Origin of the sequence: Microbacterium jepli (assembly GCF_047237905.1) — a bacterium.
Classification (GTDB): Bacteria; Actinomycetota; Actinomycetes; order Actinomycetales; family Microbacteriaceae; genus Microbacterium.
Genome location: NZ_JBDFLW010000003.1, coordinates 161,033 through 186,100 on the forward strand (window position 1 = coordinate 161,033; position 25,068 = coordinate 186,100).

The window sequence follows — 25,068 nt, forward strand, 5'->3', positions numbered from 1 at the left end:
GCTCACGATAGCGACCGATCGAAACGATCCGGCGCAGGATGCCGCGACGCATTTGCGCGTCGGCGGCCGCGTCCGAGAGGGTGGTGCCGTGACCGATATCCCGCCGCAGGACCAGCTCCTCGCCCCCGCCACGTCCGGTCCGGCCGGCGACGCCGCCGTCGAGCTCGTCGGGCTCGTCAAGCGGTTCGGCGAGAAGGTCGCCGTCGACGGCGTGACCCTCACCGTGCCGACCGGCTCGTTCTACGGCCTCGTCGGCCCGAACGGCGCGGGCAAGACCACCAGCCTGTCGATGGCGACCGGCCTCCTCGTCCCCGATGCGGGGCAGGCGTTCATCCACGGCGTCGACGTGTGGCGCGAGCCCGTGATGGCGAAGGGGATGCTGGGCAACCTCGCCGACGGCGTGAAGCTGTTCGACCGCCTCACCGGAGAGCAGCTCGTCACCTACAACGGCCTGCTGTTCGGCATCCCGCAGGACGAGATCGCGCGGCGCACCGCCGACCTGCTGGCGCTCATGGACATGACGGATGCCGGCGGCACCCTCGTCGTGGACTACTCCGCGGGCATGACGAAGAAGATCGCCCTCGCGTGCGCCCTGGTCCACGCGCCCCGCGTGCTCGTGCTCGACGAGCCCTTCGAGTCCGTCGATCCGGTCTCGGCGGCCAACATCCAGGACATCCTGACCGGCTACGTCCGCGGCGGCGGCACCGTGATCGTGTCGAGTCACTCCATGGACCTCGTGCAGCGTCTCTGCGACCACGTCGCCGTCATCGCGGCAGGACGGCTGCTGGTCGCCGGCACCGTCGACGAGGTGCGCGCCGGCCAGTCGCTGCAGGACCGCTTCGTCGACCTCGTCGGCGGCCGCCGTCACACGGAGGGGCCGGAATGGTTGCGACGCTCCTGAAGCTGCGGTTCCGCGTGCTGGCCAACCAGCTGTCGCGGAGCCCCTGGCAGCTCGTCGGCTTCATCTTCGGCGCCCTCTACGGACTCGGGGTGCTCGGCGGCGCGATCGTCGGGCTCGTCTTCCTCGGCTTCGCGCCGCAGGAGGTGGCGGCGAACGTCATCGTCGGCGTGGGCACGCTGGTGACGGTCGGCTGGATCCTCGGCCCCCTCCTGGTGTTCGGCGCCGACAACACGCTCGATCCGCAGCGGCTCGTCGTCTTCCCGATGTCGCTCCGGCGGATGATGGTCGCCCTCACGCTCGCGGGCGTGGTCGGCATCCCCGGCATCGTCACGTCCGTCGCGGCGCTCGGCACGATCGCCACCTGGGTGCACTGGCCGGCGGCGGTCGCGGCATCCGTGCTCTCGCTCCCGCTCGCGATCCTCACCGCCGTCGTCGCCTCACGCGCCGTGTCGTCGCTGACGTCGGGGCTCGGAGGCCGGCGGAGGTTCCGCGAGGCGTCGGGCATCTTCGTGATGATCCCGCTGATCCTCGCGGGCCCGATCATCGCGGGGGTCGCGACGGGGTTCGCCCTCAACATCGACACGCTCGCCGTCGTCGTCCGCGTGCTCGGGTGGACGCCGCTGGGGGCCGCGTGGGCGGTGCCGGCGGATGCCGCCGCCGGCGACTGGATCGCGGCCGCCCTCAAGCTGGTCATCGCCGCGGCCACCCTCGTGCTCCTGTGGCTGCTGTGGGGCTGGTCGCTGCGCAACACCCTCGCACACCCCGGGCAGTCGTCGGCCGAGGCCGTGCGCCCCGGCAGGATCGGCTGGTTCGGACGCGTGCCGGCCACCGCGACCGGTGCCGTGTTCGCCCGGTCGCTCACGTACTGGCTGCGCGATCCGCGCTACCTGCGTCAGCTGATCGGCGTGCCGCTCGTGCCCGTGCTGCTGTGGTTCTACCTGCGCGACGGCGACGTGGCCGCCGGTCTCAGCTTCGCCGCCCCGCTCATCGCCGTCATCGTGGGGATCGCGCTGTACGCCGACATCTCCTTCGACGGCACCGCCTACGGGACGGAGCTCGCCACCGGAGCGCCGGGACGCGCGGACCGCGCCGGCCGCACGCTCGCCGCCGCCGCTATCGCGGTGCCGATCATCCTCATCGCGGCCATCGTGCCGTTCGTCTTCTCGGGCCTGTGGGGGCAGTTCCCCGGCATCCTCGGAATGGCACTGGGCATCCTCCTGACGTCCTACGGCGTCTGCGCCGTGACCTCCGCGCAGTTCGTGGTTCCCGTCGCCTCCTCCGGGGACAGTCCCTTCACGCGCGTGCCGGGGACGACCTTCCTGCAGGGGATGGCGGCCATGCTCATCTGGCTGATCGCCATCGGGCTGTCGACGCCGACGATCGTGATCGGCCTCATCGCGTTCTTCACCGGGAACGCGGTGCTCAGCGTGATCGGCGGCCTCGTCGGCGTGGTGATGGGCGTGATCCTGGTGATCGTCGGGATCCGGCTCGGCGGGCGCGCCCTGGACCGCAACGGACCGGTGCTGCTGTCACGGCTCAAGGCGATGAAGAACGCCTGACGTGCAGCGGGTCAGTCGCCGGTGAGGCGCTCCAGCAGCTCCCGGTAGCGGTCGGCCGTGCGCTCGATGATCTCGGCGGGGAGCTCGGGCGGCGTGCCCGTCTTGTCCCAGTGCGCGGCCAGCCAGTCGCGGACGATCTGCTTGTCGAAGCTCGCCATCCGCTCGGCCGGCGTCGTGCCGGAGCGCCAGGCCGCGGCATCCCAGTACCGCGACGAATCGCTGGTCAGCACCTCGTCGGCCAGCGTCAGCACGCCGTGCGCGTCGGTGCCGAATTCGAACTTCGTGTCGGCGAGGATCAGCCCGCGCGCCTCGGCGACGGCGGCGGCGCGGCGGTAGATCTCCAGCGAGGTGTCGCGCAGCGCCGCGGCGACCTCGGCTCCGACCAGCTCGACCGTGCGCTCGAACGAGATGTTCTCGTCGTGCTCGCCCATCGGCGCCTTGTAGGCGGGTGTGAAGAGGGGCTCCGGCAGGCGGTCGCCGTCGGAGAGACCCTCGGGGAGCGGGATGCCGCACACCGTCCCCTCCGCGCGGTACTCCGCCCAGCCGCTGCCGGTGAGATAGCCGCGCACGACGCACTCGACGGGGTGCATGTCCAGCGCGCGGACGAGCATCGCACGACCGCGCACGGCGGCCGGGATGAGCTCGACCGGCTCGTCATCGTCGCCCAGGACGTGGTCGGCGACGAGGTGATTCGGGATGCTGCGGCCACCGTCGCCGCCGGAGAGCTGGTCGAACCACCACAGGCTGAGGGTCGTCAGCAGCTCGCCCTTGTCCGGGATGCCCGGCTCGAGCACGTGATCGAACGCGCTGACGCGGTCGCTCGCCACCACGAGCAGACGGTCGGCTGCGGCATCCGTCTCCGCCTCCACGGGGAGGTAGAGGTCCCGGACCTTTCCCGAGTAGACGTGCCGCCAGCCGGGGATGTCGAGGGATGCGCTCACCCCGCCATTATCGCGGAGCCGGTCGCCCCGGCTGGCGGATGACCGCGGTATAGTCCATGTGGGCTAATCCGTCTGGAGTGAGGACATCGTGAAGAGCGCCGTCGACCGTCTGACCCCGCTGGGCACCATGGTGCTCGCGCTGCTCGTCGAGGGCGACATGCACCCGTACGAGATGATGCGGCTGATGCGCGGCCGTCGCGAGGATCGCCTGGTGTCCATCACCAACGGCACGCTGTACCACACGGTCGGGCGCCTCGAGCGGGCGGGTCTCGTGGCGCAGGTGCGCGTCGACCGTGACGGCAACCGCCCCGAGCGCACCACGTACACCCTGACCGACGAGGGCGCGGAGGCGGTCAGGGAATGGGTGCGCCGTGAGCTCCCGCGCACCGATCACCCCGCCGAGTTCCGCATCGCGCTGGCGGAGGCGCACAACCTCGACCGCGCCGAGGTCGTCGACCTGCTGCGTGCCCGTCGCGCGGGCCTCGAGGGCCAGTACGCCCTGCACCGCGACGGGCGCGAGGACGCGCTCGAGCGGGCCGTGCCCGAGGTCTACCTCCTCGAGGTCGAGCGCGAGGCCGTGCTGCTCGAGACCGAGCTGCGCTGGCTCGACGGGCTCCTCGACCGGCTCGACGACCAGAGCTTCCCGTGGGGAGCCGACGAGCTCGGCCCCTCCACCGACACCTATCTCTCCGAACGAAAGGCCGCACGGCTATGACCGAGCAGAACACCCGAGCCGCGGCATCCGACCGCGCAGGATCCAGCTCCGCACGATCCGGGCCCTCAGCCCCCGCCTCCGTCACCGAGCGCAATCCATGGCCCGCCCTCTGGGCCCTGGTCATCGGTTTCTTCATGATCCTGGTCGACACGACGATCGTCTCGGTGGCGAACCCCGCCATCAAGGCGGCGCTCGACTCGGACACCAACAACCTCGACAACGTGGTGTGGGTGACGTCGGCCTACCTCCTCGCCTACGCCGTGCCGCTGCTGATCACGGGACGCCTGGGCGACCGCTTCGGGCCGAAGAACATTTATCTCATCGGACTCGTGGTCTTCACGCTCGCCTCGCTCGGGTGCGGACTGTCGGGCTCGCTCGGCATGCTCGTCGCCATGCGCGCGGTGCAGGGCATCGGCGCCGCGCTGCTGACGCCGCAGACGATGGCGATCATCACGCGCACCTTCCCGCCGAACCGCCGCGGCGCGGCGATGGGCCTGTGGGGCGCGACCTCCGGTGTCGCCATGCTCGTCGGCCCGCTGGCCGGCGGCCTCCTGGTGGACGGCCTCGGCTGGGAGTGGATCTTCTTCATCAACATCCCGGTGGGCATCATCGGCTTCGTGCTCGCGTGGATCCTCGTGCCGAAGCTCGAGACCAACCCGCACCGCTTCGACGTGCTCGGCGTCGTGCTGAGCGCCGTCGCGCTCTTCCTCCTCGTCTTCGGCCTGCAGGAGGGCGAGACCTACGACTGGGGCGTCATCTGGGGCCCGATCTCGGTGTGGTCCATGATCATCGCCGGCGTGGTCGTGCTGGGAATCTTCCTCTGGCAGCAGGCCAAGACCAGGAGCGAGGCCCTCGTGCCGCTCGGGCTGTTCCGCGACCGCAACTTCGGCGTCGCCAACCTCGGCATCGCCGCGGTCGGATTCACGGTGACCAGCATGTCGCTGCCGATGATGTTCTACTACCAGCTCGCCCGAGGGCTGACCCCGACCGAGGCCGCGCTGCTGCTCGTGCCCATGGCGATCGCCGCCGGGGTGCTCTCGCCGTTCGCCGGGCGCCTGCTCGACCGCATCGACCCGCGCTTCCTCCTCGTGCCCGGGCTGCTGCTCGTCGCGGCGGCGCTGGTCGTCTACGCCGCGCTGATGACCCCCGACACCCCGATCTGGCTGTTCCTCATCCCGTCGCTGCTCATGGGCTTCGGCAACGCGGGCATGTGGGGGCCGCTGGCCACCACGGCCACCCGCAACCTGCCGATGCATCAGGCCGGCGCGGGCGCCGGCATCTACAACACGACGCGCGTCATCGGCTCGGTGCTCGGTTCGGCGGCCATCGCCGCGTTCATGCAGGCGCGCCTGGAGGCGAACCTGCCCGGCGCCTCGGAGTCGGCCGGATTCGGCACGGGTCAGCTGCCCGACATGGTCGTCGGAGGGTTCTCCACGGCGATGGCGCAGTCGATCCTGCTCCCCGCCGGGGCGATCCTCGTCGGCGTCGTGGCGGTGCTGTTCCTCCGTCGCCCGAAGGCCTCGAGCACCGCGCAGTGGCACGCCGCGCAGCAGCCGGAGGCGGCTCCCGCCTCGACGCGCGACTGATCTCCACCAGCCTGGCAAAGGCGTGGGAATGCCGTCCGCCGGCGCCCACGCCGTGCCAGCGTGGAGTGATGACCGGACTGCAGCGCACCCGTGCCCGCGTGACCGGTGGGGCCCTGGTGGCCCTTCCTCTCGCTCTCGTGATGGGGGCATGCTCCGCCCCCGGAGAGGCGGAGGTCGCGCCGACCGCCGTCCCGACGGCGTCACCGACCGCGGTCGCCGAGGTGACGCCGCCGCCGACGACGGCGGACGAACTGGCCAGGGCGGAGTTCGTCGACGCGGGACCGAGCGGCGTCCCCTCCGGCGCGAACGTCGTCTCCGGCGCGATCGGCGACACCCCGCTGCGGCTGGAGGGGGCGTGCACCGGAGACCGCGTCTCCTACGCGCTGTTCACCGCCTCGACAGATGGGCCCCGCACGGAGCTCGCCCGCGGGTGGATGGCCTGCGACGAGCCGTTCTCCGAGTCGGTCTCGATCGGCGACCACCGCGGCGTCGTGCAGCTCAGCTTCACGGACGCCGACGCGATCTCCTCCGGCTGGATCCGGCTGCTGGCCGGCCCGACCTGAGCCGAGGGTCTCAGCGCTCGCTGATGCCCGCCGCGATGTCGGAGCGCGCCTGACCGCCCTCCAGCTGGATGTCGCCCAGGGCGGCGTACGCGCGCTCCCGGGCCTCGGCGAACGTCGTGCCGAGCGCGACGACGCTGAGGACGCGGCCGCCGGTCGCGACCAGGCCGTCGGCCGTGCGGGCGGTGGCCGCGTGCGCGATGTGCACGCCGTCGCGGGCGGCCGCGGCATCCACTCCCTCGAGGATCCGGCCGGTCACCGGCTTCTCGGGATAGCCCTCGCTCGCGAGCACCACGGTCACGGCCGCCGCGTCGGCGAAGGCCGGTGCGGGGCGGTCCTCGAGGGTGCCGGATGCCGCGGCCAGCAGCAGCTCGGAGAGGGGATCGAGCAGCCGCGGCAGCACGACCTGCGTCTCGGGGTCGCCGAAGCGGGCGTTGAACTCGATGACCTTGACGCCGTCGTCGGTGACGATGAGGCCGGCGTAGAGCAGCCCGATGAAGGGCGTGCCCTCGGCGTCGAGACGGCGGATGACCGGCTCGGCGACCGTGCGCGTGATGTGCGCGACGAACTCCGCCTCGCCGTCGAACCGCTCCAGCAGCCAGGGGAGGGGCGAGTAGGCGCCCATCCCGCCGGTGTTGGGGCCTTCGTCGCCGTCACGGAGACGCTTGAAGTCCTGTGCCGGGCTGAGTGGCAGCACGTGATCGCCGTCGCTGAGGAAGAACAGCGAGATCTCCGGTCCCGACAGGAACTCCTCGATGAGCACCGCTCCGGCCGGAAGGTAGGACTCGGCGTGGGCGACGGCGGCGTCGCGGTCCTCGGTGACGATGACGCCCTTGCCGGCGGCGAGGCCGTCGGCCTTCACGACGTACGGTGCGCCCAGGTCGTCGAGCGCGGCGGCGACCTCCGCGGTCGTGTGCGCACGCACGGCCCGGCCGGTGGGCACACCCGCGGCATCCATCACCCTCTTGGCGAAGGTTTTGGAGCCCTCCAGCTGCGCGGCTGCGCGCCCGGGGCCGAACACGGGGATACCGCGCTCGCGCAGCGCGTCGGCGACGCCCGCGACGAGCGGGGCCTCGGGGCCGATCACCACGAGGTCGATGTCGGCGTCGTTGGCGTACTCCGTCACGGCCTGAGGGCTGACGGGATCGACGTCGACGATCTCGGCGATCTCGGCGATGCCGGCGTTGCCGGGGGCCGCGAAGAGGTCGTGGGCGACCTCCTCCGAGCGCAGCGACTGGAGGATGGCGTGCTCGCGCGCGCCCGAGCCGAGGACCAGGATTCTCACCCCGTCAGCCTAGCGAGGGGCGCACGGGCGGACCGGCCGGAAAGTCGGTGCCGACTCCGCCCCGCGGTGCGACAATGGAGCCATGGCAGCTCGCCGCAGTGATGGGGACGACTCCGGCTTCGAGCACGAGCGCATCGTCGACCGCGAAGTCCTTCCCGTGCACGTGCACGCGGCCCCGCGCTACGAGCGCTTCCTCCTGTTCGGACTGCTCGGCGGTCTCACCCTGGCGATCATCATGACCGGCGTCGCCGGCATGACGGAGGAGCCCGGGGGCCCGATGTCGACCGGACTGTCGGGTCTGCTGGTGGTGTTCGCCGTGTACGCCGCCATCTTCGTCGGCGCCGGGCTGCTGATCGCGTCCGTGCTGTCGATGACCCTCGCCCGCATCTGGGCGGGGCGCGCGCAGCGGCACAGCGCGGAGCACGACACCGCGCTGAACCGCGATCCCTTCACGCCGGGCAACGACGACATCCCGCGGTGGGTGCACGAGGCGGAGGACCTCGCGCGTGTGAAGAAGCCCGGACGCATCTGGCGGCCGCCGAACCGCGATCAGCCCGACGCGACCCCGCGCTGAGCGAGCCGCGAACGCGTAGCGTGGACGGATGCCGCGCAAGATCGACACCGTCGCAGGGCGCGCCGCGCTGACCGCAGTCGCCGATGCCGTGGCCGCCGAGGCGAAGCCCGGCCGCACCGAGCTGGCCACCGCCGTCCGCTACCTGCTCCAGCTGCTCGCCGAGAAGGCGCCCGGTCACGCGGTGGAGGTGCGCGTGCCGCCGTTCGGCGCCGTGCAGGTGATCGAGGGTCCGCGTCACACGCGCGGCACCCCGCCGAACGTGGTCGAGACCGACGCCCTGACGTGGATCGCGCTTGCGACCGGCACCGAGAAGTGGGCGGATGCCGCGGCATCCGGTCGCATCCTCGCCTCCGGCGTGCGCGCCGATCTCACCGCCGTGCTGCCCCTCCGTCCCTGACCGCCGTCGCGAGGCCACGGCGTCCGGCCGGTGAGAGAATGGACGCATGTCCCTTCCGCAGGACCCCGCATCCTCCGCCGACGAGCCCCGTCCGGTGATCGACGAGCAGATCGTCACCGTGACCGTCCGTCGCGCGCCGAAGTACGCGGTGTTCCTCGTCGCGGGCGGCATCATCGGCGTCATCGTCGCGGCGATCCTGACGTTCTCGTTCAGCGGCGTCGACGAGCTCAGCCCGAACACGGGCGTCGTCTACTCGCCGATGCAGGTCTTCGGCTTCGTCGGCCTCATCTGCGTCTCCGTCGGCATCCTGCTCGGCGGACTCGTGGCCCTCGTGCTCGACCGCACCATCGGGAGCCGCACCCGCGAGGTCACGGCCGACCGGGAGCGCGCCCGCTACCTCGACTGATCCGCCCCGGCGGTTCAGGCGAGCCGCGGTTCAGGCGAGCTCGGCGATGATCGGGTGGATCGCCGAGTCGAAGGCGGCGACGTCTCCGCGGAGGCCGTCGGTGACCGCGATCGTCAGGGATCCGATCCACCAGACGCCACGCTGGGCCAGCGGCAGCACCTGCACGTTGAGCTCGAACGAGTGCGCGCGGCGGCCGACCCGGCGCTCGTGCTCGGCGATGGCGCTGGCGTACGCGCGGTAGGAGACGCCGGGCTTGGCGGTGGCCTCCCGCCGGTAGCGGGAGTGCGCCGCCCGCGAGAACGCGAGCGCGGCGTCGGCGTGCGGTGCCATCGCCGCGCGCAGCTCGTCGAAGCCCGCCGACGGCAGGGCGATGAGCGTCTCGAAGCCGTCGACGAGTTCGAGGGGGACGGGGGACGGATGCGCCTGCGGCTCCACGGTCATGGCCCAGTACTCGCGCCACTGGCGTTCGAGCGCCGCCTGGTCCGACTCGAGCCGGTCCACCCGCGCTGCGGGGAGGCCGCGCAGCTGGGGGAGCTCCTCGGGGGAGCGGAGGGACATCACCTGGCGCAGATACAGCGCGAGGAGCACGGGCTGTCCCGCGTCCTCGCGGATCACCCACTCCGGTGCGCCGGCGCCGACCATGCGCCCATGGTACCGGTGGGCTCGCACCTCGGGCCGCGGCCACCGCCGGTAGGCTGTCCCGGTGGCCTCTGCTTCCACCGAACCCCCCACCCCCTCCTCATCCTCCGGCGACTCCGCGCCGCGCGATCCGTACAGCGCCGCGGGCGTCGACACCGAGGCGGGTGACCTCGCCGTCGAGCTGATGAAGTCGGCCGTCAAGCGCACGCACGGACCCGAGGTCCGCGGCGGCGTCGGCGGCTTCGCCGGCCTCTTCGACGCGAGCGCGCTGCGCGCCTACGAGCGGCCGATCCTCGCGACCAGCACCGACGGCGTCGGCACCAAGGTCGCGATCGCCCAGGCGATCGACAAGCACGACACGATCGGCATCGATCTCGTCGGCATGGTCGTCGACGACATCGTCGTGGTGGGCGCGAAGCCCCTCTTCATGACCGACTACATCGCGTGCGGCAAGGTCGTGCCCCAGCGCATCGCCGACATCGTCGCCGGCATCGCGCGCGGCGCCCACGAGACCGGCACCGCCCTGGTCGGCGGTGAGACCGCGGAGCACCCCGGCCTGCTCGGCCCTCAGGACTACGACGTGGCGGGAGCCGCCACGGGCGTCGTCGAGGAGTCCGGCATCCTCGGAGCGGAGCGCGTGCGCCCCGGCGACGTGGTGCTGGCGCTCGCCTCCAGCGGCCTGCACGCCAACGGCTACTCGCTGGTGCGCCACATCGTCACGGGCGCGGGCATCTCCTACGGCGACCGCGCCGCAGATCTCGGCGCAGACGGCACGACGTGGGGAGAAGCGCTGCTGGAGCCCACGCGGCTCTACACCGCACCGCTCCTCCGTCTCGTCTCGACCCTCGGCGGCGGCGTGCACGCGCTCAGCCACGTCACGGGCGGCGGCATCGCCGCGAACCTCGCGCGGGTGCTGCCGCAGGGCACGTGGGTCGACGTCGACCGGTCCACGTGGTCGCCGTCCCCGGTCTTCCGGGTGCTCGCCGACCTCGGCGGACTCGATCTGTCGGCCACCGAGGGCACCTGGAACCTCGGCATCGGCTTCCTCGCGGTCGTCGCCGCCGAGCAGGCGGAGGCCGCGGCATCCGCTCTCTCGGCCGACGGGATCGCGACGTGGCAGGTGGGCAGCGTCCAGTCGCAAGCGCGGCCGGCGGGGGACTACACGCAGGGCGCCAAGGGCGTCGACGGCGGAGCGGTGCGCCTGGTGGGCGCATTCGCGGACGGGAGCTGAGTCGGACCGTGTGCGGAATCGTCGGAATGGTCGGCCAGGGGCCGATCAACCAGGAGATCTACGATGCGCTCCTCCTCCTGCAGCATCGCGGGCAGGACTCCACGGGCATCGCCACGGCCGAGGCCAGCGGCGTCTTCCACATCAACAAGCAGAAGGGCATGGTGCGCGAGGCCTTCCGCACGCGCGACATGCGCACGCTGCTGGGCGAAATCGGACTCGGACACGTCCGCTACGCCACGAAGGGCACCGCGAGCAATGAGGAGGAGGCGCAGCCGTTCTACGTGAACGCGCCGTACGGCATCGTCCTCGTGCACAACGGCAACCTCACCAACACCCGTGAGCTCACCGACGAGCTGTTCCACAAGGATCGCCGGCATCTCAACACGAGCTCCGACACCGAGCTGCTCGTGAACGTGCTGGGCAGCGAGCTGCAGACCGAGATGGCGGGTCTCGAGCTCGACCCCGAGCAGGTCTTCGCCGCGGTCTCCCGCGTGCACGAGCGCGTCGAGGGGTCCTACGCCGCGATCGCGCTGATCGCGGGCTACGGGCTCCTCGCCTTCCGCGATCCGTTCGGCATCCGCCCGCTCATCCTCGGCACGCGGCACTCGGATGCCGGCGGCTACGAGTGGGTCGTGGCATCCGAGTCGCTCGTCCTGGAGAACGCCGGCTTCGACGTCGTCCGCGACGTCCTGCCGGGCGAGGCCATCTTCATCGACCTCGCCGGACGCCTGCACACGAAGCAGTGCGCGCCGTCGCCGACGCTGGCGCCGTGCTCGTTCGAGTACGTCTACCTCGCGCGGCCCGACTCGGAGATGAACGGCGTCTCGGTCTACGAGGCGCGCCTGCGGATGGGTGAGCGCCTCGCCGACACCATCGCGAAGTACACGCCGTCGGGCTCCATCGACGTCGTCATGCCGATCCCCGACTCGTCGCGCCCCGCGGCCATGCAGGTGGCGCGCAAGCTCGGGCTCGAGTACCGCGAGGGGTTCTACAAGAACCGCTACATCGGCCGCACGTTCATCATGCCCGGGCAGGCGGTGCGCAAGAAGAGCGTGCGCCAGAAGCTCAACGCGATGTCGAGCGAGTTCAAGGGCAAGAACGTGCTGCTCATCGACGACTCGATCGTGCGCGGCACCACGAGCAAGGAGATCATCCAGATGGCGAGGGATGCCGGAGCGAAGTCCGTCACGTTCGCCTCCGCCGCCCCGCCCGTGCGCTTCCCCCACGTCTACGGCATCAACATGCCGTCGCGCCAAGAACTGGTGGCACACGGTCGCACGATCCCCGAGATCGCCGAGGAGCTGGGTGCCGACTACCTCGTCTATCAGGAGGTGGAGGACCTCAAGGCCGCCATCCTGGAGGGCTCCGACCTCGACGACCTCGACATGAGCTGCTTCGACGGCCGCTACGTCACCGGCACGGTGAGCGCCGAGTACCTCGACTGGGTGGAGAACTCGCAGGAGAGCTGAGCCGCGCGGCGCCGGCGGTGCGCCCGGCGCCATGGTCGAGCCGCGCGGCGCCGGCGGTGCGCCCGGCCCCATAGTGTGGGGGGAGTGATCTCTGCTCCTCCCCGTCCCTTCTGGCGGGGAAGGGCACTCGCCCTCGTCGGCATCGTGCTCTTCGCGTTCTCCCTCCGTTCCGCCGTCGCCTCGCTGTCGCCGCTGATCGGCCACATCCAGGACGACTTCCCCGTGCCCGCGGCGATCGCGGGCCTCATCGGCACGGTGCCACCGGTCTGCTACGCGATCTTCGGATTCGCCACGCCCGCGCTCGAGCGGAAGTTCGGGCTCGAGGCGCTCGCGACCGCGGCCATGGCGGTCGTCACGGTCGGTCTCGTCGCGCGCAGTCTCGCCCCCGACGCCGGCCTGCTGCTGGCCGGCACGGCGGCCATGTTCGCCGCGGTGGGCACGGGCAACATCCTGCTGCCGCCGCTCGTGCGGCGGTACTTCCCCGACCGGATCGGGGTGCTCACCACGATCTTCACCACGACGATGACCCTGGCCACCCTGCTGCCGCCGCTGGTCGCCGTGCCGGTGGCGGACGCCGCCGACTGGCGGCTGTCGCTGGGCATGTGGGCCGTCTTCGCGCTCGTGGCGACGGTCCCCTGGATCGGCATGACCCTGCGGCGCCGCGACGCCGAGCGGGCCGACCCGACCGAGGTCATGCCCGGGGTGTTCCGCCGCATGTGGCGCCTGCCGCTGGCGTGGGCCATCACGATCGGGTTCGCCGTCTCGAGCACGATCGCCTACACGTCCTTCGCGTGGCTGCCCTCGATCCTCGTCGACATCTCGGGAGTGACGCCCGCAGAGGCCGGGGTGCTGCTCTCGCTCTTCGCCGGCATGGGCGTCCCCGCATCGATCGCCGTGCCGCTGCTGGTCACGCGGCGCGGTGCGACGCGCATCCTGTTCGGGGTCGCCGCCGCGACCGGGCTTTCCGGCATCGCCGGATTCCTCCTCGCGCCCGCGGCCGCGCCGTGGCTCTGGACCGCCCTGCTGGGTCTCGCGCCGCTGCTGTTCCCGATGATGCTCGTGCTCGTCGGACTCCGCTCGCGCACGCACGAAGGCGCGGTGGCGCTCAGCGGGTTCGTGCAGAGCGTGGGCTACGGCATCGCCGCGGTGTTCCCTCTCGGCGTCGGCCTGCTGCACGACGCGACGGCGGGGTGGACCGTGCCGCTGCTGGTGATGGGCGGCGTCATCGCCTGCGCGATCCCGGTCGGCGTCGTGGCGTCGCGGACGATCACCATCGAGGAGGAGTGGAGCAGACGCCACGGTGCCTGGTGAGCGTGCCCGCTGTCTCGACCCGCGGGCACGACGAACGCCGGTCAGCCGCGCTCACGCGCTGATGCGGCTGGGGATCAGACCTGGGAGGACGAGGAGACCGGAGTCGTCTCGTCTTCGTCCTCTTCGTAGTCGTCGGCCCACTTGTCGACGTAGAGGTCTTCACCTTCGGGGTGCAGCTCACGCTCCAGAGCGGAGTAGTTCACACTCGGGCTGAACGACTTGAGCTCACGGGCGATCTTTGTGTGCTTCGCCTTCTGACGGCCACGACCCATGCGAGACCCCTCATCTTCTACAGACGCGGGATGTTTCGCAGTCCCGCCGCATTCACGAATCCGGTCCGAAGCCGGTAAGAGTAGCATCCAGGATATCACGGAGACCCCGGTCCCCTGCGGCCACGGCCACTCCCCGAAGGTGAGGCGGAACACATGTCGGAAGAGGCATCTGCCGTCCCCGCGCCCGGTGTCGACGACGCCGCTCTGCGCGGCGCGGTCATCGCGGGCGTCGTGCCCGGTCAGTCGTCGCGGGTCGTCCGCGAGGCGGGGCGCTACGCGGCTCTGCTGGGGGTGCACCTGCTAGTGGTGCACGTCGACGTCACGCGCTTCGTGACGTACGAGGACCCGGACGGCTACGTGCACTCGGCACCGCTGGACGCGGAGGGCGGAGTCGGCTCTGCGGAGCTCGCCGCCGTCACCGAGCTCGCGCGGACCGCGCTGGACGGCCGGGCCGTCGAGTGGTCGGTGCGCCAGCTCATCGGCGATCCCGCGCTGGCCATCAAGCATCTGGCAGAGAACGTGGACGCGCGGCTCATCGTCGTGGGCACCCGGCGGCGCGGGCTCGGCGAGTCGATCCGGGAATTCTTCACCGGCGCGGTCGCGGCGCGGCTCGCGCACCGTCAGCAGCGGCCGGTGCTCGTCGTGCCGCTGGGCGATCCGGTCGCCGATGATCAGGACATCTGGCCCGACGCGGTCTGATCAGGCCCTCGTGAGAAGCCGTCTGAGGGGAGCCCCCGGCGGAGCTCCCCCAGACGGGTCCGTCAGCGCTGCAATGCGCGCGTGACCTCGCGGCCGGCCTCGTCGAGTGCGGCGGTGAGCCGGTCGACCACCTCGGCCTCGATCACGCCGCCGCCGGCGGTGAACAGCCGGAGGTCGCTGCGCACGCGCGCGCGGAAGGCGTTGATCGCGACGTCGGCGCGGTGGAGCTGCTCGCGTCCGGCGAAGCGCGGGTCGTCGGCGCGCGCGGGTGCCGGCGGTTCCTGCTGCTGATCCCGCGCGGAGGCGAGGTCGGCGCGCAGGCTCTTCATGGCCTCGCGGACGCTCCCGCGCACCTCGTCGGCGATCAGGCGGACCGAGTCGGCGAGCCCCGCCTGGATGCCCTCGAGGTCGCCGGAGCGCGAGGCGACCTCCGCGTGGCCCGCGTCGGTGATCTCGTAGACGGTCTTCCGTCCGTCGACGGTCTTGGTGACCAGGCCGTCGTCCTCGAGCTTCGACAGTCGCGGATAGATCGTGCCCGCGCTGGGGGTGTAAGTGCCGCCGGTGCGGTCGGCCAGGGCCTGCATGATGTCGTAGCCGTGGCGGGGAGCCTCGTCGAGGAGGCTCAGCAGGTAGAGGCGCAGGTCGCCGTGGGAGAAGACGGGACTCATCACCACGCCTGCCCGTCGTCGACGGCGCTCACGGGGCTCTCGACCGGTCGGCGCTGCTCTTCGGTCGCCGCCTCCACGGGGACGGATGCCGCGGCATCCACTTCCGCGGGCTGACGCAGCACGGTGATGTCGCCCGAGACGGAGTTGATGCGCATGTCGGCGAAGGATCCGCTGAGCTCGCCGACGGAGCCGGCGAAGTTGGTGGTCGGTCCCGTGCCTCTGCCGGACTGCACGACGCCGTCGATCTGCACGCGTCCGCTGACGCTGCGCACGACGTAGTTGGCGGGAACGCCCTCGGACAGGCGGACGGTGGCGTCACCGCTGACGGTGTTGAGGCCGACGACCTGGATGTCGCCGTCCGAGTCGACGAGCATGCCTCCGGACACGGTGTCGATGGTCGCCTTGCGGACGGTGCCGGTGATCGCGACGTCTCCCGACACGCTGTTCGCGTTCAGGGAGCCGACGACGTGCCGGGCGGAGACGTCGCCCGAGACGGCGTTGACCGTGAGGTCGCCGGTGAGGCCGTCGACGATGATGTCGCCGGAGACGGTGTTGAGCTTGGCGTCGTGGCGGATGCCGGAGACGAGCGCGCTCGCGCTGACCACGCCCAGGGTGAGGGCGATGTCGCGCGGCACCGCGACGCTGATCTCGGCTTTGGGCCCGCCGGCGCCGAAGTTGCGGAAGACCTCGAGGAAGTTGTCCCAGCGCAGCTGCGGGTGGTCGATCTCCAGCTGATCGCCGGTGGCCTCGATGCGGAGGTCCTTGACGGTGACGCCGTGGACCTCGATGCGGACGCCGGACTCGTCGTGGGCGACCACGTCGATCTGGCCGCCGACGAGACCCACCTTGAGGGCGCGGATGCCGTCGATGTCGATGACGCGGGTCTCGCCGGGGTGGATGAGCCACTTCTCGAGGGTCATGGGGTGCTCCTTCGTGTCAGACTCGAGATATATCGCGAGTAGGACCAGTAGACACGATATATCGCGTCTCGTCAACATCTGTTCGGAGTTCTCTCAGATCAATCGCTTGACCTTGACGCAGCGTCAAGCTCTAACGTCGTCCCCATCGAGAGGAGGCGCTATGGAGTGGACCATTCAAGATGTGGCCCGGCTGACGGGCACGACGAGCCGCACCCTGCGGCACTACGACGCCGTCGGGCTGCTCCCGCCGTCGAGTGTGGGGGCGAACGGCTACCGGCGCTACGACGAGGACGCCCTCGTCCGGCTGCAGCGCATCCTGCTGCTGCGCGAGCTGGGACTCGGCCTGCCGCATATCGCGGAGGTGCTGGGGCGGGAGGTCTCGGAGGAGGACGCCCTGCGCGCGCACCTCGACTGGCTGGAGCAGGAGCAGGAGCGCACCGCGCGGCTGATCGCGTCGGTGCGCACGACGATCGACACGAGAAGGAGAGGAGCACCGCTCATGGCGGAGGACATGTTCGACGGATTCGACCACACCCGGTACGCGGACGAGGTGCGCGAGCGCTGGGGTGAGCGGGCGGTCGCCGTCGGCGACGCCTGGTGGACGGGGATGGGACCCCACGACCGTCGGGACTTCCAGGCGCGGCTGCGCGCGATGGAGGCCGACTGGATCGCCGCGGCGGCGTCCGGGGAGGCGCCCGAGGGCGAGGTCGCCCAGGCGCTCGCCGCGCGGCACGTCGCCTGGCTGCGGTCGGTGCCGGGGACGCCGCTGGCCGACCCGGACGGCGACGGCCGGGCCTACGTCGTCGGCCTCGGCGAGATGTACGTCGTCGATCCGCGGTTCAGCGCGCGGTATGCCGTGGCGGAGGGCGATCTGACGGGCGCACGACTCGTGCGCGACGCGCTGCGGCTCCACGCCGAGGCGAACCTCTAGCGGGTCGCACAGGCACGACGGCCTCCGAGCATCGGCGCCACGGCGCAGCGGTGCTCGGGGGCCGTCGTGCCGGCCGTCAGTCGGCCATGAGCTCGCGCAGCTCGTCGTCGGTGAGTTCCAGGTCGGGTGCCTGTGCGGAGTCGCGGATGCTCTCCGGCCGGGAGGCCCCCGGAATGGGCACCACGATCGCCGCCAGAGCCAGCTCCCACGCCAGGGTGACCTGCTGCGGGCTCACGCCGCGCGCCTCGGCCACGCGGGCGAAGGCGGCGTGGTTCTCCCCGAGCTCACCGGCCTTGGAGATCCCCCCGAGAGGCGACCACGGGAGGAAGGCGATGCCGAGCGAGGCGCAGTGCTCGAGTTCGCCGAGGCTCGAGCGGAAGGCCGGAGAGAACTGGTTCTGCACCGAGACGAGCCGACCGCCCAGCACCTCGTTGGCCTCGTCGATCTGTGCGACGTCGGCGTTCGAGATCCCGGCCATTCGGATGACGCCGTCGTCGAGCAGGTCGCGGATCGCGCCCACCGACTCGGCGTACGGCACCGAGGGGTCCGGACGGTGGAACTGGTACAGCCCGATGGCGTCCACGCCCAGCCGGCGGGCCGAGGCCTTCGCCGCTTCCTTCAGGTAGTCGGGGTGACCGTCGACCGTCCACGACCCGTCGCCGGGACGCAGGTGCCCGCCCTTCGTCGCGACGAGCACGTCGGCGGCGCCCGAGCCGTACGAACGCAGCGCCTTGGCGATGAGCTCCTCGTTGTGGCCGACCTCGTCGGCGTGGAGGTGGTACGCGTCGGCGGTGTCGATGAGGGTGACGCCGGCGTCGAGCGCGGCGTGGATGGTGGCGATCGAGCGTCCCTCGTCGGGTCGGCCCTCGATCGACATCGGCATGCCGCCGAGTCCGATCGCACTGACCTCGTGGGTGCCGATGTTGCGTCGCTTCATGGGTGTCCTTCCGGGGACGATGGGGAACATCCACTCTTCCTGCCGCTACCCGGTCGGGCACAGGGGTTGCGCGCGGCCCGCGGACGTCTCATGGCCGCAGGCCCGACGACACCGGTTCAGCCGATCGCGGCGACGGCTCGCGCGACGACCAGCAGGCCGAGGATGTAGGCCGACAGCGCCTGGATGGCCATCAAGAGCTTGGCGCGGTGCGTGAGCGGCATCGCATCGGCGGCGGAGAACGCGATGCCGTCCGTCATCGAGGAATAGAGGTAGTCGAAGAACCGCGGCCGCCAGCCCGCGATCTGCGAGGAGCGCGCGGCGACCTCGGTGACCGCGTCGTGGTCCTCGTCCTGCGGGAAGCGGAAGTCGGCGGGCGTGAGGTCCGCTCTCGAACGGATGCCGCGGGCCACGGGGCCACCGCGGTCGATCTCCCAGAACACCAGCGCGAACACGATCGCGTTGGTGGCCCACACCTGCAGGGCGGCGAGCAGGATGAGACCGCCGCCACTGGGTGGGCTCGCGATGAGCTCGTAGATGAGCTGCACCAGCAGCACCTGATTGATCATGAGCAACGACAGCGAGAGCGCGAGCGACAGGGCACGTGACCATCGCTCCTCGCGGTTCAGGCGGTGCGGGTTGAAGATGATGAGCGGCACGAGCGCCGCGAGGGCCAGCCCGACCGCGCCGAACCGCAGCCAGGTGTAGAACGCGCTGGGCAGCAGCGCCCACAGCAGCAGCACGACCAGGACGGCGACGGCCGGCGGCCAGCGGTGCTCCGGGAGAAGCCGAGCGCCGTCCCCCGTCTTCGACGTCTTCCGCGAACCGGCACCCGACATGACGAAACCCCCCACCCGAAGGGTAGGGGGTTCGGCCGGGTGTCCGGGTCAGACGCGGTTGCGTCCTCCCGTGATGACGCGGAAGAGGAAGACGATCAGAGCGATCACTCCCACGATGAGCGCCACCCACAGCAGCCACGAGAGCGCGCTGTTGAGGCCACCGAAGATCGCAAGGACGACCGCGATCACGATGATGATGATGAGGGCGAGGTTCATAGGAGGCTCCTTCTCCGTCGTTCGGTGCAGGGGGGTGTCTGCACACGGTGCCGCACGGGGCACATCATCACGCTCGCACGCGTCGACCGTGCGGACGAGGGCCTTGCGAGCGGACCTCTTCGGTGGTACCTGGGAGAAACCTGAATGCCGCGAACCCGATCCCTCCCCGGGATGGTGTCAAGCCCTGACCGCGACACGGGCGGCGCGCCCTATCGTCGGGACGCGAGGGTCGCGCTGCGCGCGGCCCGTCGGAGAGGGAGGACGCGATGCCGGACGGTCGTGGATCGAACAGTGTGAAGGACCTCGAGCTGTACGAGGCGCTGCGCGCGCAGGGGGACTCGAAGGAGAAGGCCGCGCGCATCGCGAACGCCGCGGCCCGGGACGGGCGCAAGAGCGTCGGCCGGCGCGGAGGGTCCTCGGGCGACTACGAGGACTGGACCGTCGCGCATCTGCGCGCGCGGGCCAAGGAGCTCGGCATCTCGGGCTACTCGGGCAAGCGCAAGGCCGAACTCATCTCCATGCTGCGCGAGCACTGACGCATGGCGAAGCTGCGTCGGGTCGTGCCGTTCGTCGACCCCGGATACACCCGCATCCGCGTCGGCGAGGGACACCAATTCGTCAACGCCCGCGGCAAACGGGTGGGCGCCAAGGACGACGTGCGCATCCGCGCGCTCGTCATCCCGCCGGCCTGGACGGATGTCTGGATCAGCGCGCGCCCGGACGGCCACATCCAGGTCGTCGGAACCGATGCGGCCGGCCGCAAGCAGTACATGTACCACCCGACCTGGAGCGAGGACCGCGACAAGGGCAAGTTCGCCCGCGCACTGGACCTCGCAGCATCCCTTCCCCGTGCCCGCGCCCGTGTCACGCAGGCGCTGCGCACCGAGGGGCTGTCCCGCGAGCGCGTGCTCGGCGTCGCCTTCCGCCTGCTCGATCAGGCGGCGCCCCGCGTCGGATCGACCGCCTACCTGAAGGCCAACGGCAGCCGCGGGCTCACCACGCTCCAGCGCCGGGATGCGGAGGTCGACGGGTCGATCGTGACCCTCTCGTTCCCCGCCAAGAGCGGCAAGCGGGCTCTGCTGCGCATCGACGACCCCCTGCTGGCGGAGGCGATCACCGAGCTGAAGGCCGGGCGGCCCACCGCGCCGCTCCTCGCCTACCGCCGCAAGCGGTCGCGCGTCGCGCTCAGCGCCGGTGACGTCAACGCGCACCTGCGTGCGCTGACGGGCGGACCCTTCACCGCGAAGGACTTCCGCACGCTGCGCGGGACGGTGAGCGCCGCCGACGCCCTCGCCCGCATCGGCACGGTCGACACGAAGAAGGACCTCGCGCGCGCAGAGAAGCTGGCCGTCCGTGCCACCGCGGACGCGCTCGGCAACACCCCGAGCGTCGCCCGCGCCAGCTACATCGACCCGCGCGTGTTCACCGAGTACCGGAAGGGTCACCTGATGTCGCTGGAGGGATCGCGCGATGCGGCCATCCGCACCCTCATCCTCGGCGACGCCGCCGACCGTCCCGTGACGGCCGACGGCGCGCGGGGCCGGCGGCGGCGGCGGAGTACCGTGAAGCGGTGACGACCGCCCCACCCGCCCCGCGCGTGGACTCGCGCATCCTCGGCTGGGTGGTGCTCGGCGGTGCGCTCGGCACCGCGGCGCGGGCGGCTCTCGTGTTCCCCTGGCAGACCGGGACCGACGATGCGACCCTCGCCGTCCCGCTCGTGACGCTCGTGATCAACCTCGTCGGCGCCTTCGCGCTCGGGCTCGTCGTCGGGGTGCTGGGGCCGCGGCATCCCTCCGCCCGCGCCTTCCTCGGCACCGGCGTGCTGGGCGGCTTCACGACCTACTCGGCGTTCGCCGTGCAGACCGTCACGGTGTCGTCGTGGTCAACGTGGCTGTCGGTCGGGCTCGCGCTGGTGAGCGTCGCCATCGGCTTCGCGCTGGCCGGCGTCGGCGTGCGGTGCGGACGCCGCCTCGGCGCCCGTCGCGACGAGGTCGACGCGCCGGAGGAGGCGGAATGAGCCCCCTGCTGCTGATCGCGATCGGCGTCGCCGGCGGAGCGGGGGCGGGGCTGCGGTATCTCGTCGACACCGGCGTGCGCCGGCTCGTCCCACGGCGCTTCCCGTGGGGGATCCTGCTGGTGAACATCTCCGGCTCGTTCGCGCTCGGCGCCGCGACGGGGGCGGTCCTGTCGGCGGAGCTCAGCGCGATCATCGGCACCGGGCTCCTTGGCGGCTACACGACGTTCTCCGCGGTCGCGGTCGAGTCGTGGCTGCTCGGCGAGGAGCGCAGGGCGGGCCAGGCCTGGGGGAACCTCGTCGGGACGGCCCTCGCGTGCGTCGCGGCGGCCGGGCTCGGCGTGCTCGTCGGGCAGGCGCTCGCGGCCTGAGACGGCGGCCGACGCCCAGGGAGCCCGTGGGATACTGGCCCTCCCGATACATCCGCGTATCGGATCGGCGGCTCGCCGCCGCCCTGCCGCACATCATCGAAGGTCGACCGTGTCGAATCTCGCCCTCCTGAGCCTGCGGAACCGCGCGCTCATCGCCCTCATCACGATCGTCGCGGCGATCTTCGGGGGCATCGCGCTGACGAGCCTCAAGCAGGAGCTCATCCCGTCGATCGAGTTCCCGCAGCTGGCGATCGTCTCGAACTACCCCGGGGCCTCGCCCGAGGTGGTCGAGAACGACGTGTCGACGCCGATCGAGACGGCGATCCAAGGTGTTCCCGGACTCGAGTCCAGCAGCGCGACCAGCACGACCAACGCCTCGATCGTGTCAGCGTCGTTCACCTACGGCACCGACCTGGCGACCGCGGAGCAGAAGATCCTCCAGGCGATCAACCGCATCCAGAGCACTCTCCCCGGCGGCGTCGAGCCGAACGTGATCTCGGCGAGCTTCGACGACTTCCCCGTCATCCAGCTCGCGGTCACCGGCTACAGCGACGAGAAGACGATCCAGCAGCAGCTCGAGGCGTCGGTTCTGCCCGAGCTGGAGGACGTCGCCGGCGTCAACGCGGCGCAGATCGTCGGCGGTCAGGGCTCGCGCATCACGATCACACCCGACCAGACCGCGCTCGCCGCGGCCGGCTACTCCACCCAGGCGATCCGCGACGTGCTCGACCAGAACGGCGTGCTCTTCCCGGGCGGGACGATCACCGAGGGCGACCAGACGCTGACCGTCCAGACCGGTCTGAAGATCACGACGATCGACGAGCTTTCCGCCCTCCCGCTGGTGCCCACCGATGCGCAGCAGTTCCAGGCCGGAGCCCTCACGCTCGGCCAGGTGGCCTCCGTCACGCAGGACACCGACCCGGTCACCTCCATCTCGAGGGTCAACGGCGAGCCCGCCCTGACGATCGCCGTGACCAAGCTCCCCGCCGCCAACACCGTCGACGTGTCGCGCGGCGTGTTGGCCGCCATCCCCGACCTCGAGCAGTCGCTCGGCGGCGCGACCTTCACCGTCGTATTCGACCAGGCGCCCTACATCCAGCAGTCCATCGACTCGCTCGCCCAGGAGGGGCTCCTCGGCCTCGTCTTCGCGGTGTTGGTGATCCTGCTCTTCCTGCTCTCGGTGCGCTCCACCCTGGTCACGGCGATCTCGATCCCGACCAGCGTGCTGATCACCTTCATCGGCATCCAGGCGTTCGGCTATTCGCTCAACATCCTCACGCTCGGCGCGCTCACGATCGCCATCGGACGCGTGGTGGACGACTCCATCGTCGTCATCGAGAACATCAAGCGGCACTATGTCGGCGACGCCGACAAGCTCGCCTCGATCAAGCTCGCCGTGCGCGAGGTGGCGGCCGCCATCACCGCATCGACCATCACGACGGTCGCGGTCTTCCTCCCGATCGCCTTCGTCGGCGACGTCACGGGCGAGCTGTTCCGGCCGTTCGCGCTGACCGTGACCATCGCCATGGTCGCCTCGCTCTTCGTCGCCCTGACGATCGTGCCGGTGCTGGCCTTCTGGCTGCTGCGGCCGGGCAAGGCCGCGCGGGATGCCCAGGGCGCTCCCATCGACCCCGAGTCCCCGGATGCCGCGCTCACGCGCCTGCAGGAGGCCTACCTGCCGATCCTCCGCTGGACGCTGCGCCACTCGGCCATCACCCTGATCGCCGCCGTCGTCGTGCTCGGCGGCACCATCGTCGTGGCGCCTCTCATGAAGACCAACTTCCTCGGCGACTCGGGTCAGAACACCTTCACCATGACCCAGGACGTCGGACCGGCACCGAGCCTCGACGCCGAGGACGCCGCATCGGAGGGCGTCGAGGAGAAGCTGCGCGCCATCGGCGGCGTCGAGAACGTGCAGGTGTCGATCGGCTCGAGCGGCTCGGCCCTGCGCGACGCCTTCAGCGGCGGCTCCTCCGGCATCACCTACTCGATCACGACCGACTCCGGTGTCGACCAGGTCGCGCTGCGCGAGCGGGTGCAGGAGGAGGTGTCGGCGATCCCGGATGCCGGCACCTTCACCGTGGCCGGCTCCGGCGGCGGTTTCGGCTCCAGCGACATCGCCATCGACGTCTCCGCACCCGATCAGCAGACGCTCCAGGACGCGACGGACGCCGTGGTGTCCGCCGTCAGCGGGCAGCCCGGCATCGGCCAGGTGACGAGCAACCTGGCCGCCTCCCTCCCGTACATCGCCGTGCAGGTCGACCGGGCGAAGGCGGCGGGTCTCGGGCTGTCGGAGGTCGCCGTCGGCGGCATCGTGTCGGGCGCCATGCAGCCGCAGCGGATCGGGACCGTCGAGATCGACGGCACCGGACTCACCGTGTACCTCGCCGCCGCCCAGACCCCGCTGACGATCGACGAGCTGCGCGCGCTCAGCATCCCGTCGGCGTCCGGTGTGCTGACGCTGGGCGACGTGGCGACGGTGCAGCAGAGCGAGGGTCCGACGTCGGTGACCACGCAGCGCGGCCAGCGCACCGCGACGATCACCGCCACGCCTTCGGGTGACGACCTCAACGCCGCCTCCGCCACGGTGCGCACCGCGCTCGCCGACACGGAGCTGCCGACGGGCGCGTGGGCGGAGGTCGGCGGCGTGCTCTCGCAGCAGCAGGACGCCTTCTCGCAGCTCGGGCTTGCGCTGCTCGCGGCGATCCTCATCGTCTACATCGTCATGGTCGCGACATTCAAGTCGCTCCGTCAGCCGCTGCTTCTCCTGGTGTCGGTGCCGTTTGCCGCCACCGGCGCGATCCTCCTGCAGATCGCGACCGGCGTGCCGCTGGGCGTCGCCTCGCTGATCGGCGTGCTGATGCTGATTGGCATCGTCGTGACGAATGCGATCGTGCTCGTCGACCTCGTCAACCAGTACCGCTCGCGCGGCTTGTCGGCGCACGACGCCACGATCGCGGGCGGCTCGCGCAGGCTCCGGCCCATCCTCATGACGGCGCTGGCGACGATCTTCGCCCTGACGCCGATGGCCCTCGGCATCACCGGGCACGGCGGGTTCATCTCCCAGCCACTGGCGATCGTCGTGATCGGCGGACTGATCTCCTCGACCGTCCTGACCCTGGTGGTGCTGCCGACGCTCTACAACCTCGTCGAGGGTGCGCGCGAACGCAGGACCGCCCGCAGGCGCGGTGACCGCGATGCCGCCGGCGGCATCGACCTAGACGGCCTCGACGACGGACGCGTCGACGCCGCCGTGCCCGCAACGCGCCGCGAGCGGCGCATCCTCGAGGCCGACGACCGCACGCGCCCGCTGTCGTCGGTCGCGGTGCTGGAGCACGACGAGGGAATGACGGATGCCGCGGCACCGACGACCGGGACCGGGGCCGATACGGCGGCGACCGGCGCCGAAACGGCGGCGACCGGCTCGGGGATGGACTTCAGCACCGCGGGCGGAGCCGGGACCGGCGCGGACAGCGCGGTGGAGGACGCCTCCGAGACGACGACGCGCGGCGCCGTCGACGAGACGCGGGAGCCGCGGAGCGGAACCGATCCCGACACCGACGGGGTCGACAGGGCGTAGGTCGCGGAGGTCGGGGCGGGAGCCCCGACGGACGACCACACGAACGTGCG

27 protein-coding genes are annotated in these 25,068 nt (G+C 71.4%); 18 read left to right on the forward strand and 9 right to left on the reverse strand.

Annotation, left to right across the window (positions count from 1 at the left end; genetic code table 11):
• Positions 1-88: 88 nt before the first annotated feature.
• Positions 89-901, forward strand: coding sequence for an ABC transporter ATP-binding protein (locus tag ABC304_RS01430; RefSeq protein WP_412928542.1), 813 nt, complete (start codon positions 89-91; stop codon positions 899-901).
• Positions 883-2,460 (forward strand): hypothetical protein, encoded by a 1,578-nt coding sequence (locus tag ABC304_RS01435; protein ID WP_412928543.1) that lies wholly within the window; start codon positions 883-885, stop codon positions 2,458-2,460. Before ABC304_RS01430 ends, ABC304_RS01435 begins: the two co-directional genes overlap by 19 nt.
• Positions 2,461-2,471: 11 nt before the next feature.
• Here ABC304_RS01435 and ABC304_RS01440 read toward each other — a convergent pair whose 3' ends face one another.
• Entirely contained in the window at positions 2,472-3,401 is a 930-nt protein-coding gene (locus ABC304_RS01440) for a phosphoribosylaminoimidazolesuccinocarboxamide synthase (RefSeq protein WP_412928544.1), read from the reverse strand.
• 88 nt (positions 3,402-3,489) lie between these two features.
• Here ABC304_RS01440 and ABC304_RS01445 point away from each other — a divergent pair, with 88 nt between their 5' ends.
• From ABC304_RS01445 to ABC304_RS01455, 3 genes are all read left to right on the forward strand, one after another.
• Entirely contained in the window at positions 3,490-4,116 is a 627-nt protein-coding gene (locus ABC304_RS01445) for a PadR family transcriptional regulator (protein WP_412928545.1), read from the forward strand.
• Positions 4,113-5,702 (forward strand): MDR family MFS transporter, encoded by a 1,590-nt coding sequence (locus ABC304_RS01450; protein ID WP_412928546.1) that lies wholly within the window; start codon positions 4,113-4,115, stop codon positions 5,700-5,702. Before ABC304_RS01445 ends, ABC304_RS01450 begins: the two co-directional genes overlap by 4 nt.
• A 68-nt stretch (positions 5,703-5,770) precedes the next feature.
• Positions 5,771-6,265: a hypothetical protein gene (locus ABC304_RS01455; protein WP_412928547.1), complete on the forward strand. Its 495-nt coding sequence runs from the start codon at positions 5,771-5,773 to the stop codon at positions 6,263-6,265.
• 10 nt (positions 6,266-6,275) lie between these two features.
• On the opposite strand, the gene purD is transcribed toward ABC304_RS01455, so the two are convergent.
• Positions 6,276-7,547: a phosphoribosylamine--glycine ligase gene (gene purD / locus ABC304_RS01460; RefSeq protein WP_412928548.1), complete on the reverse strand. Its 1,272-nt coding sequence runs from the start codon at positions 7,545-7,547 to the stop codon at positions 6,276-6,278.
• 82 nt (positions 7,548-7,629) lie between these two features.
• On the opposite strand from purD, the gene ABC304_RS01465 reads away from it, so the two are divergent.
• The 3 genes from ABC304_RS01465 to ABC304_RS01475 are packed head-to-tail and all read left to right on the forward strand — an operon-like array spanning position 7,630 to position 8,924.
• Entirely contained in the window at positions 7,630-8,121 is a 492-nt protein-coding gene (locus ABC304_RS01465) for a hypothetical protein (protein WP_412928549.1), read from the forward strand.
• A gap of 28 nt (positions 8,122-8,149) precedes the next feature.
• Positions 8,150-8,518, forward strand: a complete 369-nt coding sequence (locus ABC304_RS01470; RefSeq protein WP_412928550.1) for a sterol carrier family protein — start codon at positions 8,150-8,152, stop codon at positions 8,516-8,518.
• Positions 8,519-8,564: 46 nt separating this feature from the next.
• Positions 8,565-8,924, forward strand: a complete 360-nt coding sequence (locus ABC304_RS01475; RefSeq protein WP_412928551.1) for a potassium transporter Trk — start codon at positions 8,565-8,567, stop codon at positions 8,922-8,924.
• 30 nt (positions 8,925-8,954) lie between these two features.
• On the opposite strand, the gene ABC304_RS01480 is transcribed toward ABC304_RS01475, so the two are convergent.
• On the reverse strand, positions 8,955-9,566 hold the full coding sequence (locus ABC304_RS01480; protein WP_412928552.1) for a zinc-binding alcohol dehydrogenase: 612 nt from the start codon (positions 9,564-9,566) through the stop codon (positions 8,955-8,957).
• Between the two features lie 61 nt (positions 9,567-9,627).
• Here ABC304_RS01480 and purM point away from each other — a divergent pair, with 61 nt between their 5' ends.
• From purM to ABC304_RS01495, 3 genes are all read left to right on the forward strand, one after another.
• A complete protein-coding gene (gene purM, locus ABC304_RS01485) occupies positions 9,628-10,794 on the forward strand; it encodes a phosphoribosylformylglycinamidine cyclo-ligase (protein WP_412928553.1) in 1,167 nt (388 codons plus the stop codon).
• 8 nt (positions 10,795-10,802) lie between these two features.
• Positions 10,803-12,263 carry an amidophosphoribosyltransferase gene (purF, locus tag ABC304_RS01490; RefSeq protein WP_412928554.1) on the forward strand — a complete coding sequence of 487 codons (1,461 nt, stop codon included), beginning with the start codon at positions 10,803-10,805 and terminating at the stop codon, positions 12,261-12,263.
• Between the two features lie 84 nt (positions 12,264-12,347).
• On the forward strand, positions 12,348-13,574 hold the full coding sequence (locus ABC304_RS01495; protein WP_412928555.1) for an MFS transporter: 1,227 nt from the start codon (positions 12,348-12,350) through the stop codon (positions 13,572-13,574).
• Positions 13,575-13,648: 74 nt separating this feature from the next.
• On the opposite strand, the gene ABC304_RS01500 is transcribed toward ABC304_RS01495, so the two are convergent.
• Positions 13,649-13,846, reverse strand: coding sequence for a DUF3073 domain-containing protein (locus tag ABC304_RS01500; RefSeq protein ID WP_127094355.1), 198 nt, complete (start codon positions 13,844-13,846; stop codon positions 13,649-13,651).
• Between the two features lie 153 nt (positions 13,847-13,999).
• On the opposite strand from ABC304_RS01500, the gene ABC304_RS01505 reads away from it, so the two are divergent.
• On the forward strand, positions 14,000-14,545 hold the full coding sequence (locus ABC304_RS01505) for a universal stress protein (protein ID WP_412928556.1): 546 nt from the start codon (positions 14,000-14,002) through the stop codon (positions 14,543-14,545).
• A gap of 62 nt (positions 14,546-14,607) precedes the next feature.
• Here ABC304_RS01505 and ABC304_RS01510 read toward each other — a convergent pair whose 3' ends face one another.
• Positions 14,608-15,213, reverse strand: coding sequence for a PadR family transcriptional regulator (locus ABC304_RS01510; protein ID WP_412928557.1), 606 nt, complete (start codon positions 15,211-15,213; stop codon positions 14,608-14,610).
• Positions 15,213-16,133, reverse strand: coding sequence for a DUF4097 family beta strand repeat-containing protein (locus ABC304_RS01515; protein ID WP_412928558.1), 921 nt, complete (start codon positions 16,131-16,133; stop codon positions 15,213-15,215). The genes ABC304_RS01510 and ABC304_RS01515 overlap by 1 nt, the downstream gene beginning before the upstream one ends.
• A 160-nt stretch (positions 16,134-16,293) precedes the next feature.
• Between ABC304_RS01515 and ABC304_RS01520 the strand changes: the two genes are divergently transcribed.
• Positions 16,294-17,064, forward strand: a complete 771-nt coding sequence (locus ABC304_RS01520; protein WP_412928559.1) for a MerR family transcriptional regulator — start codon at positions 16,294-16,296, stop codon at positions 17,062-17,064.
• A 76-nt stretch (positions 17,065-17,140) separates the two neighbouring features.
• Here the strand turns inward: ABC304_RS01520 and ABC304_RS01525 are convergent, their stop codons facing one another.
• The 3 genes from ABC304_RS01525 to ABC304_RS01535 form a co-directional block, all read right to left on the reverse strand.
• Positions 17,141-18,001 (reverse strand): aldo/keto reductase, encoded by an 861-nt coding sequence (locus ABC304_RS01525; RefSeq protein ID WP_412928560.1) that lies wholly within the window; start codon positions 17,999-18,001, stop codon positions 17,141-17,143.
• 116 nt (positions 18,002-18,117) lie between these two features.
• Positions 18,118-18,837: a hypothetical protein gene (locus ABC304_RS01530; RefSeq protein ID WP_412928561.1), complete on the reverse strand. Its 720-nt coding sequence runs from the start codon at positions 18,835-18,837 to the stop codon at positions 18,118-18,120.
• 48 nt (positions 18,838-18,885) lie between these two features.
• Positions 18,886-19,053: a hypothetical protein gene (locus ABC304_RS01535; protein WP_164734570.1), complete on the reverse strand. Its 168-nt coding sequence runs from the start codon at positions 19,051-19,053 to the stop codon at positions 18,886-18,888.
• 266 nt (positions 19,054-19,319) lie between these two features.
• Between ABC304_RS01535 and ABC304_RS01540 the strand changes: the two genes are divergently transcribed.
• The 5 genes from ABC304_RS01540 to ABC304_RS01560 all read left to right on the forward strand — a co-directional run bounded on the left by ABC304_RS01540 (position 19,320) and on the right by ABC304_RS01560 (position 25,018).
• On the forward strand, positions 19,320-19,589 hold the full coding sequence (locus tag ABC304_RS01540; RefSeq protein WP_412928562.1) for a DUF7218 family protein: 270 nt from the start codon (positions 19,320-19,322) through the stop codon (positions 19,587-19,589).
• A gap of 3 nt (positions 19,590-19,592) precedes the next feature.
• A complete protein-coding gene (locus ABC304_RS01545; protein WP_412928563.1) occupies positions 19,593-20,627 on the forward strand; it encodes a DNA topoisomerase IB in 1,035 nt (344 codons plus the stop codon).
• Positions 20,624-21,070: a fluoride efflux transporter FluC gene (locus tag ABC304_RS01550; RefSeq protein WP_412928564.1), complete on the forward strand. Its 447-nt coding sequence runs from the start codon at positions 20,624-20,626 to the stop codon at positions 21,068-21,070. The genes ABC304_RS01545 and ABC304_RS01550 overlap by 4 nt, the downstream gene beginning before the upstream one ends.
• Positions 21,067-21,438, forward strand: coding sequence for a fluoride efflux transporter FluC (locus tag ABC304_RS01555; protein ID WP_412928565.1), 372 nt, complete (start codon positions 21,067-21,069; stop codon positions 21,436-21,438). The genes ABC304_RS01550 and ABC304_RS01555 overlap by 4 nt, the downstream gene beginning before the upstream one ends.
• A gap of 109 nt (positions 21,439-21,547) precedes the next feature.
• Complete coding sequence (locus ABC304_RS01560) at positions 21,548-25,018, forward strand: efflux RND transporter permease subunit (protein WP_412928566.1); 3,471 nt, start codon at positions 21,548-21,550, stop codon at positions 25,016-25,018.
• Positions 25,019-25,068 lie beyond the last annotated feature (50 nt).